The sequence below is a fragment of the uncultured Roseobacter sp. genome, assembly GCF_947491795.1.
Lineage (GTDB): Bacteria > Pseudomonadota > Alphaproteobacteria > Rhodobacterales > Rhodobacteraceae > Roseobacter.
Genome location: NZ_CANLKW010000003.1, coordinates 336,293 through 352,284 on the forward strand (window position 1 = coordinate 336,293; position 15,992 = coordinate 352,284).

11 protein-coding genes are annotated in these 15,992 nt (G+C 60.6%); 2 read left to right on the forward strand and 9 right to left on the reverse strand.

The window, feature by feature from the left end:
• Position 1 precedes the first annotated feature (1 nt).
• The 3 genes from Q1A34_RS13515 to xylF form a co-directional block, all read right to left on the reverse strand.
• A complete protein-coding gene (locus tag Q1A34_RS13515) occupies positions 2 to 748 on the reverse strand; it encodes an ATP-binding cassette domain-containing protein (RefSeq protein ID WP_300034940.1) in 747 nt (248 codons plus the stop codon).
• Positions 749 to 2,038, reverse strand: coding sequence for a sugar ABC transporter permease (locus Q1A34_RS13520; RefSeq protein ID WP_300034943.1), 1,290 nt, complete (start codon positions 2,036 to 2,038; stop codon positions 749 to 751).
• Between the two features lie 102 nt (positions 2,039 to 2,140).
• Positions 2,141 to 3,172, reverse strand: coding sequence for a D-xylose ABC transporter substrate-binding protein (gene xylF, locus Q1A34_RS13525; protein WP_300034946.1), 1,032 nt, complete (start codon positions 3,170 to 3,172; stop codon positions 2,141 to 2,143).
• A 201-nt stretch (positions 3,173 to 3,373) separates the two neighbouring features.
• Between xylF and Q1A34_RS13530 the strand changes: the two genes are divergently transcribed.
• Both Q1A34_RS13530 and Q1A34_RS13535 read left to right on the forward strand, forming a co-directional pair.
• The gene (locus tag Q1A34_RS13530; protein ID WP_300034949.1) at positions 3,374 to 4,636 is read left to right on the forward strand and encodes an ROK family transcriptional regulator; all 1,263 of its coding nucleotides are present in this window, start codon (positions 3,374 to 3,376) and stop codon (positions 4,634 to 4,636) included.
• Positions 4,633 to 6,114 (forward strand): CRTAC1 family protein, encoded by a 1,482-nt coding sequence (locus tag Q1A34_RS13535; protein WP_300034952.1) that lies wholly within the window; start codon positions 4,633 to 4,635, stop codon positions 6,112 to 6,114. The genes Q1A34_RS13530 and Q1A34_RS13535 overlap by 4 nt, the downstream gene beginning before the upstream one ends.
• Here the strand turns inward: Q1A34_RS13535 and Q1A34_RS13540 are convergent.
• The 6 genes from Q1A34_RS13540 to glgC all read right to left on the reverse strand — a co-directional run bounded on the left by Q1A34_RS13540 (position 6,111) and on the right by glgC (position 15,962).
• The gene (locus tag Q1A34_RS13540) at positions 6,111 to 7,403 is read right to left on the reverse strand and encodes a cytochrome c peroxidase (protein WP_300036669.1); all 1,293 of its coding nucleotides are present in this window, start codon (positions 7,401 to 7,403) and stop codon (positions 6,111 to 6,113) included. The two genes, Q1A34_RS13535 and Q1A34_RS13540, sit on opposite strands and share 4 nt — an antisense overlap.
• Before the next feature lie 117 nt (positions 7,404 to 7,520).
• Positions 7,521 to 9,152, reverse strand: a complete 1,632-nt coding sequence (locus Q1A34_RS13545) for an alpha-D-glucose phosphate-specific phosphoglucomutase (protein ID WP_300034955.1) — start codon at positions 9,150 to 9,152, stop codon at positions 7,521 to 7,523.
• Positions 9,140 to 11,149 (reverse strand): 4-alpha-glucanotransferase, encoded by a 2,010-nt coding sequence (gene malQ, locus Q1A34_RS13550; protein WP_300034957.1) that lies wholly within the window; start codon positions 11,147 to 11,149, stop codon positions 9,140 to 9,142. The genes Q1A34_RS13545 and malQ overlap by 13 nt, the downstream gene beginning before the upstream one ends.
• Positions 11,146 to 13,242 carry a glycogen debranching protein GlgX gene (glgX, locus tag Q1A34_RS13555; RefSeq protein ID WP_300034960.1) on the reverse strand — a complete coding sequence of 699 codons (2,097 nt, stop codon included), beginning with the start codon at positions 13,240 to 13,242 and terminating at the stop codon, positions 11,146 to 11,148. Before glgX ends, malQ begins: the two co-directional genes overlap by 4 nt.
• A gap of 13 nt (positions 13,243 to 13,255) precedes the next feature.
• The gene (glgA, locus tag Q1A34_RS13560) at positions 13,256 to 14,698 is read right to left on the reverse strand and encodes a glycogen synthase GlgA (protein ID WP_300034963.1); all 1,443 of its coding nucleotides are present in this window, start codon (positions 14,696 to 14,698) and stop codon (positions 13,256 to 13,258) included.
• A gap of 4 nt (positions 14,699 to 14,702) precedes the next feature.
• Positions 14,703 to 15,962 carry a glucose-1-phosphate adenylyltransferase gene (gene glgC / locus Q1A34_RS13565; RefSeq protein WP_300034966.1) on the reverse strand — a complete coding sequence of 420 codons (1,260 nt, stop codon included), beginning with the start codon at positions 15,960 to 15,962 and terminating at the stop codon, positions 14,703 to 14,705.
• Between the last annotated feature and the right edge of the window lie 30 nt (positions 15,963 to 15,992).

The following is a 15,992-nucleotide window of genomic DNA, read 5'->3' on the forward strand; positions in this document are numbered from 1 at the left end:
GTCAGGCCGCTTTATCAGGCTTTTTGCCCATAATGATCATGCTCAGAATATCGTCTTCGGTGACATCCTCAACGCGTTCAGTTCCAATGAGCTGGCCGTTTTTCATGACGGATACACGGTCGCACAGCTCCAGCATTTCACGCGTGTCGTGGCTGATCAGAAAGATGCCGAGGCCCTGTTTTTTGAGTTCCTGGATCAGTTCCGCCACCATCTGCGTTTCATGCACCCCCAGCGCGGCGGTTGGCTCGTCCATGATCAGGATTTTGGCGTTGAAGTAGACAGCGCGCGCAATCGCAACAGACTGCCGCTGCCCACCGGACAGGGCGGACACAGGCTCTTTGAGCTTGCGGAAGTTCGGGTTGAGCCGCGCCATAATCCTGCGGGTTTCCGCTTCCATTTTGTCATCATCGACAAAACCCATCCAGTTGGTCAGTTCCCGGCCCAGAAACAGGTTAGAGGCCGCATCGAGGTTATCCGCCAGCGCAAGCGTCTGGTAAATCGTCTCGATGTTGTAGCGGCGGGCGTCACGGGGCGTGGCGATACTGGCCTTTTCCCCCTCGACATAGATTTCACCGCTGTCGGCTTTATAAGCCCCTGACAGGATCTTGATCAGGGTGGATTTTCCAGCGCCGTTGTGGCCCAGAAGACCGACGACTTCGCCAGGGTTCACGTGGATTGAAACGCCATCCACCGCGCGCACGCCGCCAAAGGAAATGGAGATGTCGCGCATTTCACATAAAGGTGCCATTTACCGGCCTCCTGTCTTTTTGCGGTAGATCGTGTCGATCAGGACGGCGGCCACCAGCACGGTGCCCACGACGATGTTCTGCAGCGGCGCGTCCACGCCCACCATGGCCATGCCGGATTGCAGCGACTGCATGATAAGCGCGCCCAGAATGGCACCGTAGATGGTGCCGATGCCGCCCGCCAGAGCCGTACCGCCGATCACAGCCGCCGCAATAACGCGCAGCTCATCCAGCGTTCCGATGTCATTGGAGTGGTTTGTCAGCCGGGCCGAGGCAACCACCGCAGAGAGCGCGCAGAGAAAGCCCATCAGCGCAAAAATCTTGACGGTCAGCATACGGGTGTTGATGCCAGAAAGCTCTGCCGCATCCGGGTTGCCGCCTGTGGCAAAGATGTAGCGACCAAGCCGTGTGCGCTGTGCAACAAGGGTCATCGCGACGGCCACAGCGATCAGCAACAGAACGGATACCGGCAGGCCATAAGCGGCTGTGAACCCTTCGGGCATGGTCTCTCCACGCGCCTCAAACATCCGCTCCAGGCGGCGTTCAGGGATCTGATAGGCATTGAGAATTCCGATAAATCCAAGGATCCCGACCGCGATGATACCCGCGATTGTTGCCTCCGCCCAGGCCGGCTTCACAGGGAAATCATGCGCGATCTTGGCCTTGCGCGCGGACCACAGCGCCCAGAGCGCCCAGGCAACGGCCAGGATACCGAAGATCCAGCTCCAGGTCTCTCCCAGCGTACCGTTGATGCCACCGAATTTCATGAATGTCGGGTCCAGCGGGCCGATCGTCTGACCACTGGTCTGATACCAGGCAACGTTGCGCCAGACGAGCAGACCACCCAGCGTAACAATAAAGGCCGGAATGGCGAGAAAACCAACAAGCCAGCCCTGAAAAGCGCCGATGACCGAGCCAACCAGCAGACCCGCTGCGATGGTAACCCACGGGGTCAGCGGATGGCCGAGCCCCAGGCCAAACATGTCCGGCAGATACCGGGTCTGCAACATGGCCATAAAGGCAGAGCAGGTCGCCAGGAGCGCACCTACCGCCAGGTCGATGTGGCGGGTGACGATCACAAAGACCATTCCCGTCGCCATGATGGCGACGCTCACGGTCTGGATCGTGAGGTTAAAGATGTTCCGGGGCGTCAGAAAACGCCCTTCTGTCAGTATGTTAAAACAAAAACAAATGACCAGAAACGCGCCAATCATGCCCAGAAGCCGGGTGTCGACCTCCAGCGCCTGAAACCCTGTGCGTTTCTTTACCTGTGGTGCGGATACATCCGTCATGGGGTGCTCCCGGGTAAAAAGGGGGTGAGTGCCCGCGCCGGTCCGGCGGGGCATCGAAGGGTGGGCAGGCCCCGGAACAGGGGCCCGCCGTTTTCAGAGAAATCAGTTACAGGGAGCGGGGCCGCCGGAGACGCCCTGGCAGAGTGCTTCCTGTGTGATCCAGCCCGCGTCAACAACCGCGGACAGGTTCGCAGCTGTTACCGGCACGGGGGCCAGGAAACGTGCTGTCATTTTTGTACCACCGGGGGACGTCCATTCCTGGGCGCCATCCACTGCGGACATTTCAGTACCTTCTGCGAGCGAAACAGCGATTTCGGCGGCTGCTTTGCCCAGATCACGCGCGTCTTTCCAGACAGACACAGTCTGCGTGCCTTTGGCGACACGGTTCAGAGCCGCGTGGTCACCATCCTGGCCGGAAACCGGGATACCTTCCATGCCCTGAGCTGTCAGCGCTGCAACAACACCACCCGCGGTGCCGTCGTTGGAGGCCACAACAGCATCAACTTTGTTGTCGTTGGCTGTCAGGATCTGTTCCATGTTGCGCTGTGCGTTCGCAGGCAGCCAGCCATCTGTATAGGCTTCGGCAACAATGTTGATTTTACCCGCATCGATGGCGTCCTGCAGAATTTCCTGCTGACCGCCGCGCAGGAAGTCTGCGTTCGGATCAGTGGGCGAGCCTTTGATCATGACATAGTTGCCTTCGGGCAGTGCTTCGAGCACGGCACGGGCCTGCATGCGGCCAACCTCGACGTTGTCGAATGTCAGGTAAAAGGCGCGGGGATCTTCGATCAGACGGTCATAGCCGACAACCGGAATACCTTCATCCGCAGCCGCCTGAACCGCCGGGCCGATGGCCGCGCTGTCCTGCGCCAGGATGATCAGAGCGTCGACGCCCTGTGCGATCAGGCTTTCCACGTCCGACAGCTGCTTGGCCGAGGAGCTCTGAGCGTCAGCGGAGACATAGGCAGCACCAGCAGCCTCGAGCGCCGCCTTGATGGCCGCTTCGTCCGTTTTCCAGCGTTCTTCCTGGAAGTTTGACCAGCTGACGCCAACGGTCATGGAATGGCCGTCTGCCAGTGCGGTTGTGGAGAGAGCAGCCGACAGTACGACGCCCATAATTGCGATTTTCTTCATTGTATCCTCCCAAAGGACAGCTCTGTGTCTGTTGATGCCGAATGTTTGTCTGGCATGGCATTAAGGATTGACTGTTTTAATTCAGCTGTCAAAATAAATTTATCGTCTTTGCGCAAAAAAACCGTGCAAGCGGCGAAAAATTTCGATCTGACGCCCTAAATTCTGGGATTTTTGGACGTTAATTTTTGAGAGGCTGAATAAATGAATGTCGAAATCCCCCGTTCAGACCCCTCGGACGCCCCTGCCGGATGCGGCCCGATCCGCCCCGAATCAGACGCACCAGCCAACAGCCTGCGGCACCGGGTGTTCGAATGCGTCAGGTCTGCGGGCGAAATTCCCCGCATTGATGTTGCCAAACAATTGCGGGTCAGCCCTGCTTCGGTGACAACGGTTGTCGGTGAGCTCATCGAGCTGGGCCTGCTGCAGGAAAACCCCGACAACAGCCGTGCACCCAGCCGTGGCCGGCCACCTGTTGCACTGTCTGTTCAGCCTGATGCGGGATATGTCGTTGGGATCAAACTGTCGCGCACACGGCACACCGCCCTGCTGGTTGATGCTGCAGGACATCCGCTGGCCGAGGTCAGCCTGGAGACAGATCAGCGCAGACGTTCGCTCGACCAGGTGCTGACCGAAACCGGTGAGGTGCTCGATGCGCTGCTTGCCAAATCGGATCTGCAAAGGGCAGACATCGCCTGCATCGGCCTTGGCATGCCAGGCATGATTGATTATGGATCTGGTCGAATGGTCTGGTCACCACTGCTTACGGAAACGGACCGCCCGTTGCGGCATCTGGCCGAAGACCTTTTCGGCATTCCCGTCGCCGTCGATAACGACGCCAATCTTGTGACGCTGGCCGAGCTGTGGTTCGGCAAGGGCCGTGCGATGGCGGATTTTGCCGTCGTGACCATTGAACAGGGTGTGGGCATGGGGCTGGTGCTGAACCACCGGGTCTATCGTGGTGCGGGATCGCTGGGTATGGAACTGGGTCACACCAAAGTGCAGATGGACGGTGCCCTGTGTCAGTGTGGTCAGCGCGGATGCCTTGAAGCCTATATCGCCGACTATGCCCTTGTCCGCGAAGCCTCAACCGCGCTCGATTCCATGAACGCAGGGACCGTCGGACCGGAAGTCATGCTTCAGCAGCTTTATGAGCAGGCAAAAGCCGGGAATGAAGCTGCGCGGGTCATCTTCCGGCGTGCCGGGCGTTTTCTGGCACTGGGGCTTGCGAATGTTGTGAACCTTTTTGATCCCTCGCTGATCATTCTGGCCGGCGAGCGGATGCAATATGATTACCTTTACGCAGATGACGTGATGGGCGAGATGCACCGGCTGGCCCTGAACCGGCCCGAGGATGCGCCGCAGAAAGTCGAAACCCATGCCTGGGGGGATCTGATGTGGGCGCATGGCGCTGCGGCCCTGGCCCTGTCAGAAATCGCCGATGCAATGGCCGAGGGTCACACATGAGGTGGCCTGTTCTGGCCCTGGCACCGGCAATATGCGGACAGGCTCTGTGGGCAGAGGTCCGGTTTGAGGATATGTCGCACCACCTGCCCCCGCACGTCTACGCCGGCGGCTGGGAGCATTTTGTGGGCGGCGGTGTCGCTGTGCTGGACTGCAATGGTGACGCTCTGCCCGATCTCGTTGCTGCCGGTGGCGAAAACCCGGCGCAGCTGATGATCAACCGGGGGAACATGCAGTTTACAGCCGGCGGGTTTCCCACCCTGACCGGCACGACCGGTGCCTGGCCGCTGGATGCGGATGGCGATGGGCACCTGGATCTGATGGTGCTGCGTGTTGGTGAAAATCAGCTGCTGCGCGGCGATGGGTCCTGTAGGTTCACCGCAGCCAATGCCGATCTTGGGTTTGATGGCGGAACAGCATGGTCCACGTCGTTCTCTGCGACCTGGCTCGACGATGCTCTGGTCATGGCTGTGGGCAATTATGTCGACCGGGACAACCCCGAAGGCCCGTTCGGGGCCTGTGATGACAACAGTCTGCACCGCAAGGTTGGTGCCAGGTTCCGGGCTGAAACGCTCAGCCCTGGTTTTTGTGCGCTGTCAGCGCTGTTTGCGCGTGATGCCACTGGTAAAACGCGGCTGCGGCTGTCAAACGACCGGCACTATTACGTGCGCGGCGGCTCAGAGCAGATGTATGACCTGCAGCTTGGCCGCTTTCTGGGGCCCGAGGACGGATGGGAAAATGTCCAGCTCTGGGGCATGGGCATTGCCAGCCGCGACATTACAGGCGACGGACGCTCCGAAGTGATGCTGACCTCCATGGGTGACCAGCTGATGCAGATCGCCGGTGCGGACGGTTACTACACCCCGGCTCCCTATGCACTGGGAACCTATGCGCAACGCCCGCACCTGGGCGATGACGGACGACCGTCAACCGGCTGGCATGCGGAATTCGGAGACATCAACAACGACGGCCGGGCCGACTTGTTTATTGCCAAGGGCAACGTGGACCAGATGCCGGGGCTTGCGATGGAAGATCCGAACTCGCTGCTGATCCAGCAGGCGGACGGCAGTTTTGCGGAACAATCGGTCGGGGCAGGCGTTGCCACGACGGCCCGCTCCCGTGGCGCCGCCCTGGCGGATCTGGATGGGGACGGCAGGCTGGATCTGGTTGTGATGAACCGCCGCGCCGGAATGGAGCTGTATCGCAATATCACCGAAGTTACCGGGAACTGGCTGCAGATCAGCCTGCGTGCGCCCGCGCCGAACACCCGTGCTGTATCTGCCCTGGTTACAGTGACGGCAAACGGACAAAGCCAGCTGCAGGAAGTTACCGTCGGCGGCGGTCATGGTGGCGGGCAGTCGGGGCCTTTGCACTTTGGCCTGGGCGCTGCGGAGGCGGCACAGGTCACTGTGACCTGGCCTGACGGCACGCTTCTCGATCTGCAGGCCGACGCAAACCAGCGCCTGGTGCTGACGCCCTAGCGGTCTATGGGCAGACCACTGGGGACGGCATCCGGAATGCCGAGGCGTCCCTGTATCGCGGTCTCGTCGGTCAGGCTGCCCAGAAAGGCAATCAAACGGTCAAGGTCTGTATCTGAGAGAGGCCGCGCGGGTGCAGTGACAGAAGCTTTCAGGCTGGCCTGAGCCGCCGGGTCATCGATGTGTCGCCAGTCCGACACCCCGGGCAGGTCCGGCAGTCGCACCGTTGCCGGGTCATAACCGTCAAAGGCAGTCGCAGGGTCCGCGTGATAGGCCAGAAACCCCCGCAGGTCTGCATGGCTGCCGGTGTGCCCGTAGGGACCGGTCGCAGCGACATTACGCAGCGATGGCGTGCGGAATGCATAGGCGTCTTCCACACGGCCCGTGACACGCATCCTGCCGGTATCACGAACGTGCTGTTCAAAGCGGGCGGCTTTGCCGGGCCCGAACTGCGGAACCCCCATGGCATGAAAGCTGTGATCCGTCAGGAACGGGCCACTGTGACAGTCTGCGCATCCCGCGCTGCCATAAAAGAGATCCATACCAGCAGCCGCAGTGCCCTGCAGCGCTTGTTCGCCACGCAGGTGCGCATCAAACGGGCTGGTATCGGAGCGCCATTCAAAGGCCATAAATGCTGCAATGGCATCCGAGATATGGGTAAAACCAAAATCCTCTTCATCCGGGAAAGCGGCCGTAACCAGGGGCGCATAGCCCGGCGTTTCCTGCACCCTCGTGCTCAGCAGGTCCCAGGCTCCACCCGACCCTGTGATGCGTCCCTGACGTACGGCTTTGCTGATCTCGTTCTCGCTGTAGTGGCCCGCCATTTCATCCGCGCTCAGAACCGGGAACATTGTCTGTGCAGAGAGCAGACTGGCAAAGCCGGAGTTCATTTCCGCCCCCATGGGCGTGCGGATGCCACCTGGTTTACCGGCGTCGGCCTCGATACGGCCATCGTGAAAGAGCACGGTGAATTCCCGCGCGCCCAGATTGAACAGGGCTGGCGCGTTTCGCGGTATGCGCTGCTCGGGCATGTTGTCAGGGTCCGGGCGCCGCTCCGGCCCCAGACCGATACCGCCCTCGCCCAGCGACAGCGCCACACCATCTGCGGTGCCGAATTTTGGATGATGGCAGGTCGCACAGGAGATGTTGCGGTTCCCGGACAGGAGCGGATCATAAAACAGCATCTGCCCGAGGCGGACCTGCGCCATATCCACCGGCCCATAGTCTGCATCCGTCACAGCGACCGGTGGCCCGGCGACGGCCGCCGAACCGGCAAGAACCCAGACGGATATGCCGCGCAGGTATTTCTTAAAGTTTCCGGTCTTATCAGGCACGGCGGCGTTCCCTTTTCGATGTCGCGGGATGCTTTTCAAAGCCAGCCGCCGTGTCAAGAGGCAGGTGCCTGCGGATCAGGTTTTAACGTCCGGATCCACGCGCCCGATCAGGTTCTGCAGATCAGCAATCTGCAGCAATGCGGCGCGCACCTGAGACAGAGCGGTTTCCGCATCCAGACCATGATCTTCGCCGGGCGCTGCGTATTGCTCCAGATAGACCCGCAGGGTGGCACCCTCTGTACCGGTGCCTGACAGCCGCAGAACAGCGCGCCCGCCTGAGGCAAATCCGATGCGCAGCCCCTGGTTTTCACTGACCGATCCATCCACCGGGTCGTGATAGGAAAAGCTGTCGGCTGAACTGACTTCTGCGCCTGCGGCCGTGGTCCCTGGCAGGCTGGAAAGCTGGCCCGTGACATGGTCCATGACGGCATTGGCCGCTTCGGTCGGCACCGCCTCATAGTCGTGCCGGGAGTAGTAATTGCGCCCGAACTCCGCCCAGTGATCGTTCAGCATTTCTGCCACTGATTTACCTGTCTCTGCCAGAATATTCAGCCAGAGCAGAACAGCCCAGAGGCCATCTTTTTCCCGTACGTGATCGGACCCGGTGCCGGCACTTTCCTCGCCGCAGAGTGTGGCCTTGCCCGCATCAAGCAGATTGCCAAAAAACTTCCAGCCGGTCGGTGTCTCAAAACTGTTGATCCCCAGCTTTTCGGCAACCCGGTCGCTCGCACCACTGGTCGGCATAGAGCGCGCCACACCGGCAAGGCCGCCCTTATACCCCGGCGCCAGATGCGCGTTTGCTGCCAGCAGTGCCAGGCTGTCTGACGGGGTCACGTAGACGCCGCGCCCGACAATCATGTTGCGATCCCCGTCACCGTCAGATGCAGCACCAAAATCGGGCGCGGTGTCCGACATCATCTCATCCATCAGGGTTTTGGCCCAGACCGGGTTCGGATCGGGATGACCTTTGCCAAAATCTTCGCTGGGAACGGCGTTGATCACCGTGCCTTCCGGCGCGCCCAGACGTTCTTGCAGAATGGCTTTGGCATAGGGTCCCGTCACGGCATGCATGGCATCAAACCGCATGGTGAAGCCGGATGCGAACAGCGCTTTGATTTTGTCAAAATCGAACAGCGTCTCCATCAGCGCCTGATAGTCGGTCACAGGATCAACGATCTCGACCTCCATATCGCCAATCTGCGCCGTGCCGGTCGATCCCAGGTCTGCATCTGCTGTGTCCAGCGTCGCATAGGACGTGATCGTCTGGGTCTGCTCAAAAATCCCCGCGGTGATGTTCTCGGGTGCAGGGCCGCCATTGGCAATATTGTACTTGATCCCGAAATCCGCATCGATGCCGCCGGGATTGTGACTGGCGGATAAAACAAGGCCGCCATCTGTGCCGCGCTGTCGGATCAGGTTCGATACAGCCGGCGTCGACAAAAGACCGCCCTGCCCGACGATCACACGGGCTGCGCCATTGGCCGCAGCCATACGCAGAATGGTCTGAATGGCATCTTTGTTAAAGAAACGCCCGTCGCCGCCAACCACAAAGCTTTTGCCCTGCGCCCCGCCGATGGCATTGAAAACCGACTGCACGAAACACTCCAGATACCCGGGCTCCATGAAGACACGGGTCTTTTTGCGCAGTCCTGACGTGCCTGGTTTCTGCCCGTCAAACGGTCCTTTTGAAACGGTTACGATTTGCATCCGGTTTCCTTTCTGCTGTCTTTGTGTCCTGCAGACCTGCCCGCCCGGGCCATGATCTGCGCGGTTCGTTTCAGGCCCGGGTTGCCCGCGAGCTCCTCGACCCTGGCAGGATAACGTCTTTGCCAGTTGGGATGTTCCGATATTGTGCCCGGCAGGTTCTGTGCATCCGTTACATTGAGCACATCATCCAGCTGTACCGCAACCAGTGCCGCAGCGCTGCGCGACAGCGCACGGTGCACGCCGTCTCTGAAGCTATCTCCCTGCGCAGCCGTGCCACCGCCCCCACCGGGCAGTGTCGCCAGATCTTTTTTGCGTGCAGTTTTTGCTTTGGCCACCTCGTCTCCCGAGATCCACCCCAGCTTTTCCCACCAGCGGATATCATCGCCCGCGCGGTATCCCTGCAGGGTCGGTGTGTCATGGGTCCCAAAGCAGGCCAGCGACCGCGACCGCAGGCGCGAAGGCCGCCGGAACCTGCCGTTGCGGGTTTTTTCGTACTGCAGCACGGTATAGCCATACAGGCCCCTGGCGGCCATTTCATTGCGAAAACCGGTCGGTACAAGACCCAGATCCTCGCCGACAATGGCTGTGCCTGCGCGCTCGGCCTCGATGGCGATCACTGCCATCAGAGATCGGAAAGGCTGGCGGATGTAGCCCCCCGGAGTGCCGTCATCGGGGATCCAGTAGCTGCGATTCATACCCAGCGCATGATCGATGCGCAAAAGACCACAATGCCGCATGGACTGCGCCAGCACCTGGCGAAACGGCGCATATTGCTGCGCGCGCAGTTTCACGGGGGCATATCCGGTCAGTTGCCAGTTCTGCCCTGCGGGGCTCAGATGATCCGGTGGTGCACCGATGGAGACCCCTTGTGCCTGAGAGGCCTGTGCGCCCCAGGCTTCGGCCCCCCCCAGACGCGCGCCAACAGCAAGATCGAGATACAGTCCGACAGGCATGCCCGCAGATAGCCCCGCCGATTGCGCGGCGCGCAGCTGTGCGTCTGCCATCCACTGAAGCCACAGATGAAACCGTATCCGGTCATCCGGCGCACCCGGCGCACTGGCCTGCGGTATGCGCAGATGGTCCGGCCAGACACGCCAGTCGGCCCCATGAGTTTCGCTCAGCGTCTCAAACCGTGCAAAATCCAGTAAAGGCTTCCCGCCGTTCCTGCAAAATGCGTCGAAACTCCGTTCCTCAGCGGTGGTACGTGATGTCCCGAAGAGGTCAAATGCTGCGGCGAGCGATGCATCATGCAACGGTCGGTGCGTTGCGTAATCAATCAGCGGGCCAGGCGAACAGGACCGGTGCCTGCCTGGTACTGCGATATGTCCGGTGTGCAGAAAACCGCGATGGGACGGCGAATAGGGGCTGATCGTTGAATTATCCGACCATCCCAGCGCATGCACCGGGTTGATGCCCAGAAAACCCGCGCCCGAACGCCCCGCCGTGCGCGCCAGTTCTGCGAGATCACTGTAGTCGCCCGGCCCGGCGTTTTCCTCGGAATGCAGCCCGTAGAGTGCGGCAACGATGCCCCAGGTTTCCTGCCCCGCACCCAGATCGGACAGTGAAGGGGTTTGCCGGGGGCTGACAATCAGACTGAAAGACTGTTTTTCACCGCCCGCGTCCAGGTGCAGGGTATGCACACCCGACACCAGTGGCGGCAGGCTTATCCGGCAACCCTCGGATCGTCCTGCGGCAAGGACCTCGCCTGTGGTGTCTGCGCAGACATGCCAGGCCACTTCCTGGCGGGCAGTCAGAACAGTCGCCTCACCTGTGGTGGCGTATTCATCGCGCCCCAGCAAGGCGGACTTTTCTTCCGCCTCCAGTGCCTGCAGACTTTCGGACACCTCTGCCGGTGTGCCTGCCGCAATCCCGCAGGCCCTCAGAAGAGCGCGGTATGTATCGGGGCTGGTCGGACGGACCTGTTGTTCAAGATCCCGGAACCTTGGGAAAATGCCCGCCTTTGCCGCAAGCGCAGAGAGACGATCATCCGCCGTCATTGAGTGGCACCGGGAACTGCATAAAAAGCGACCACCGCGGGGCCGTCCACGCTTACTTTTCCACTCTCAACGGCCTCGCCGCTGAAGCTGTCCGAAGCGCCGGTGTTCACGCCGGTGTGCCAGAGGTATCCCCCCGGCAGCGCCGGCAGAGTGACCACGGTGTGGCCAGGTTCGTTGATGAACACCACATGCACAGCATCGTTGAGCGATGCCGCCTCAGATACTTCTGCAGAGCCGCGAAAGGTCACACAGATCGCCGACAGCCCCGGATCGAACCAGTTCAGCTCCTGCCCGTCTGTATCGTACCAGACAACGTCCCGGGCCCCATCCGCCGGGCGCGCTTCTCCGTGCAGAAAACGCGACTGGCGCAGCGCAGGGTGGGCGCGTCGAAACGCCGACAGCCCGGCCACGAAATCGGTCATATCCGGATCCGCAGACGCCCAGTCCAGCCAGGTGGTTTCGTTGTCCTGACAATAGGCATTGTTGTTACCACCCTGCGAATGTCCGATCTCGTCGCCCGCCAGCAGCATCGGCGTCCCCTGGGACAGGAACAGAGTGGCCAGCATATTGCGCTGACGGCGGCGGCGGCGGGCTGCGATGTCGGGACTGTCGGTTGGCCCCTCGACACCGCAGTTATCCGAATGATTGGTGTGGTGGCCGTCCCGGTTGTTTTCGCCGTTCGCCGCGTTGTGCCGCTGGTTATAAGCAGTGATATCGGCCAGTGTGAAACCATCGTGGGCGGCGAGGAAATTGATCGAGCTCCAGGCCCTGCGGCCACTGTGGTCAAACCGGTCAGCTGATCCTGTGAGGCGAGCACCAAGCTCCTGACCTGAATGCGCGTCCCCTTTCCAGAAGCGCCGCGCCGTATCCCGCCAGGCGTCATTCCACTCGGCAAAGGGCGGGGGAAAGCCACCCAGCTGATAGCCGCCCGGGCCAATATCCCATGGCTCCGCGATCAGTTTGACGCCCGCCAGAACCGGATCCTGCCGCAGAGCATCAAAAAAACCGCCCCGCGGATCAAATCCGTGGTCCTCGCGCGCGAGGGTTGAACCGAGATCAAAACGGAAGCCGTCAACGCCCATCGTTTCCGCCCAGAACCGCAGGCTGTCCATCACAAGACGCAGCACATGCGGATGGGCGACATTCACGGTGTTGCCGGTGCCCGTGTCATTGACGTAGTACCGCGCGCGGCCTTTATGCAGGCGATAGTAGGACGCATTGTCCAGCCCGCGGAAAGAAATCGTCGGCCCGCGCTGATCACCTTCGGCGGTGTGGTTGTAGACGACATCAAGGATCACCTCGATGCCAGCGGCGTGAAACCGTTTTATCATGTCCCGGAACCCTGCCAGACCGGCGGGCCCGAAATACCTGGGCTCGGGCGCAAAAAAACCAACGGTATTGTAACCCCAGTAGTTGGTCAGGCCCTTTTCCAGCAGGAATGCGTCGTTCAGAAACGCATGGACGGGCAACAGCTCCACGGCGGTCACACCCAGCCTGTGCAGATGGTCAATCACCGCGTCGGATGCCAGCCCCTCGTAGGTGCCGCGCAGCGCCTCAGGCACGCCCGGATGGCGCTGCGTAAGCCCTTTTGCATGGGCCTCATAGATCAGTGTATCCTCCCAGGGTGTGTTCAGGCGCGGCTCGCCCGGCAGGAAAAGCTCAGGTTCCGAAACCACGGATTTTGGGACAAGCGGCGCGGAATCCACCGTGTCAAAGGAAAGATCCTCCTCCCGCGCGGTCTTTTTGTATCCCAACAGTCCGGGGCCGTTACGCCAGGCCCCCCGCAGCTCGCGGGTGTACGGGTCCATCAGCAGTTTATGGGGGTTGAACCTGTGCCCCTCCAGCGGAGCATAAGGTCCGTAAACGCGGTAGCCATAGAGCGCGCCAGGCCGCAGCCCGGGCAGAAACCCATGCCAGATGTCCCCGCTGCGTTCCGGAAGCGTCAGCCGTTGTTCTTCGCGTGCACCATCGGGTGAGAAGAGGCACAGCTCCACCCTGTGCGCATTGGCCGAGAACACAGCAAAATTGACCCCGTCGCCCTGGAGCGTGGCGCCCATCGGATGCGGGCTGCCCTGCGTGATATCAAATGACATGTTCTTTTGTCCGTCAGGTCGCAGGGTCAGCTAGACTGCGGTAGAGTGCCATGTACTCCTGTGCCGCGCTGTCCCAGCCCACAGGGTGTTTCATCGCGCGGCGCATCATGCCCGTCCAGACTTTGGGCTGCGCAAACAGATCGCAGGTCCGGGCAATGGCGTCTTCCAGTGCCGCTGTGGTGACGGGCGCAAACTGCACACCCGTTGCAACACCGGCGGTCAGTGCCGCCTCGTTCGCATCAATCACAGTATCGGCCAGCCCGCCGGTCCGCGCGACAACCGGCAGTGTGCCGTATCGCAGGCCATAAAGCTGTGTCAGCCCGCAGGGCTCGAACCGGGAGGGGATCAGAATAGCGTCACTGCCTGCCTGCATCAGGTGGGACAGCGGCTCGTCGTAGCCGGTGACCACGCCCACTGTCCCGGGGTGCGCATGTGCTGCCGCCACAAATCCGGTTTCCAGCTCTTTGTCGCCGCTGCCCAGCAAAGCAAGGCGCGCGCCCCGTGCCACAAGGTAGGGTACGGCCTCCAACAGCAGATCCAGTCCTTTTTGCGTGGTCAGCCTGCTGATCACACAAAAGAGCGGCCCCTTGCCAGGAGACAGCCCAAACCTTTTGAGCAATGCCTTTTTGCTGGCTTTCTTGCCGCCCATGGCGCGCGCTGAAAAAGGTTTGGCAATATGCGGATCTGTGGCCGGATCCCAGACATCCGTGTCGATCCCGTTTAGAATGCCCAGCAGATCGTCGCGGCGGTACCGCATCAACCCTTCCAGCCCCATGCCGAACTCCGGCAGCATGAGCTCTCTGGCATAGGTGGGGCTCACGGTCGTGATCCGGTCTGCCATCGCCAGACCCGCCTTGAGAAATCCCAGGTGGCCCCAGAATTCAGCACCGTCCCGGGAGTAGTGGCGCTTTTCCAGGCCAAGCTTTTTCATCATCGCCGGGGGGAACAGCCCCTGGAAGGCGATGTTGTGGATCGTCATCACCGTCGGAGGCGGTGTGCCGGACTTCTGGCGCATGTAGGCCGGGACAAGCCCCGCCTGCCAGTCATGCATGTGCACAAGATCCGGCTTCCATTTTTTCAGTGCACCGATTCCGACGGCCGCCGCAACACAGGACAAAGCTGCAAAACGCTCCGCGTTATCCGTCCAGTCTTTTCCATCCGGGCCCAGATAGATCGAACCCTCTCTGTCATAAAGATGCGGTGCGTCCAGCAGCAGCAGATCAATGCCTTCTGATGTGCAGGCCAGCAGCCGCGCCGGCCCACCCATCAGTTTTTCTGCATGCCAGACCTCTGCCGCGCCCGCGACCAGCGCTTTGAGTGCCGGATAGGCCGGCAGCATCACGCGGGCCTGAATGCCTGACTGTGCCAGCGCCTTTGGCACGGCGCCGATCACATCGGCAAGTCCGCCGGTTTTTACAAACGGCGCGCACTCAGAGGCGACAAAGAGTATCTTCATACTGTCAGGCGTCCAGTTTATCGATCATCGGCTGTGTGATCAGACAGATGCCGTTGTCTGTGCGCCGGAACCGTTTTGCGTCCGCTTCCGGGTCTTCGCCGACCACCAGCCCCTCCGGGATCGTCACACCGCGGTCGATCACCACATTGGTCAGACGTGCATTCCGCTTGATCTCGGCATAGGGCATTGCCACCACACCGCGCAGTTCTGAATAGGAATGCGTCCGCACGCCCGTGAACAGAAAACACCGGTCAAGCTGCGACCCTGAGATGATACAACCACCCGAGACCATGGACGATACGGCGTGGCCCCGGCGGCCCTCTTCGTTGTGGATGAATTTGGCCGGTGGCACGAGTTCGGAATACGTCCAGATCGGCCACTCGGTATCATAGAGATCCAGATCCGGCTCGAAGTCAGTCAGGTCGATATTGGCCTGCCAGAAGGCATCCACCGTACCCACATCACGCCAGTATGAGCCGTCTTCGCGGTCCGTGCGGACACAGGAGCGGCTGAACGGATGCGCCACGGCTTTGCCTTCGCGCACGATTTTCGGAATTACATCGCCACCAAAATCGTGGTTGTATCCTTCTTCTGCGGCGCATTCTTCCATGATACGGAAGAGATAAGCCGTCTCGAATACGTAAATGCCCATGCTGGCCAGGGCCTCGTCCGGGTTGCCGGGCATCGGTGGCGGGTCTTTGGGCTTTTCAACAAAATCAAGAATGCGGTCTTCGGTATCAACCTTCATGACACCAAAGCCCGTTGCCTCCATCCGCGGCACTTCTATACAGCCCACAGTGACATCCGCACCGCTTTGCACATGGTGGCGGATCATCTCCGAGTAGTCCTGTTTGTAGATGTGGTCGCCTGCGAGAATGATGATGTACTTTGGACCATACCCTTCGATGATGTCACGGTTCTGCGCGACGGCATCTGCGGTGCCCTTGTACCAGTTTTCATCGTTCATCTGCTGGGAGGCCGGCAGGATATCGAGCGATTCATTACGTTCTGCGCGAAAGAAGCTCCAACCGCGCTGAAGATGGCGGATCAGCGAATGCGCTTTATACTGTGTGGCGACACCGATACGGCGGATGCCTGAATTCACAGCATTGGACAAAGGGAAGTCGATGATCCGGCTTTTGCCACCGAAATACATGGCCGGTTTCGCGCGTCTGTCGGTAAGCTCATAAAGCCTGCTGCCCCTTCCGCCTGCCAGAACAAAGGCCATGGTCTGCTGTGCAAGTCGTTGCGATTCCCTGTTCATTCGTCGTCCTCCCCTTCTTTGTTGCCGCTC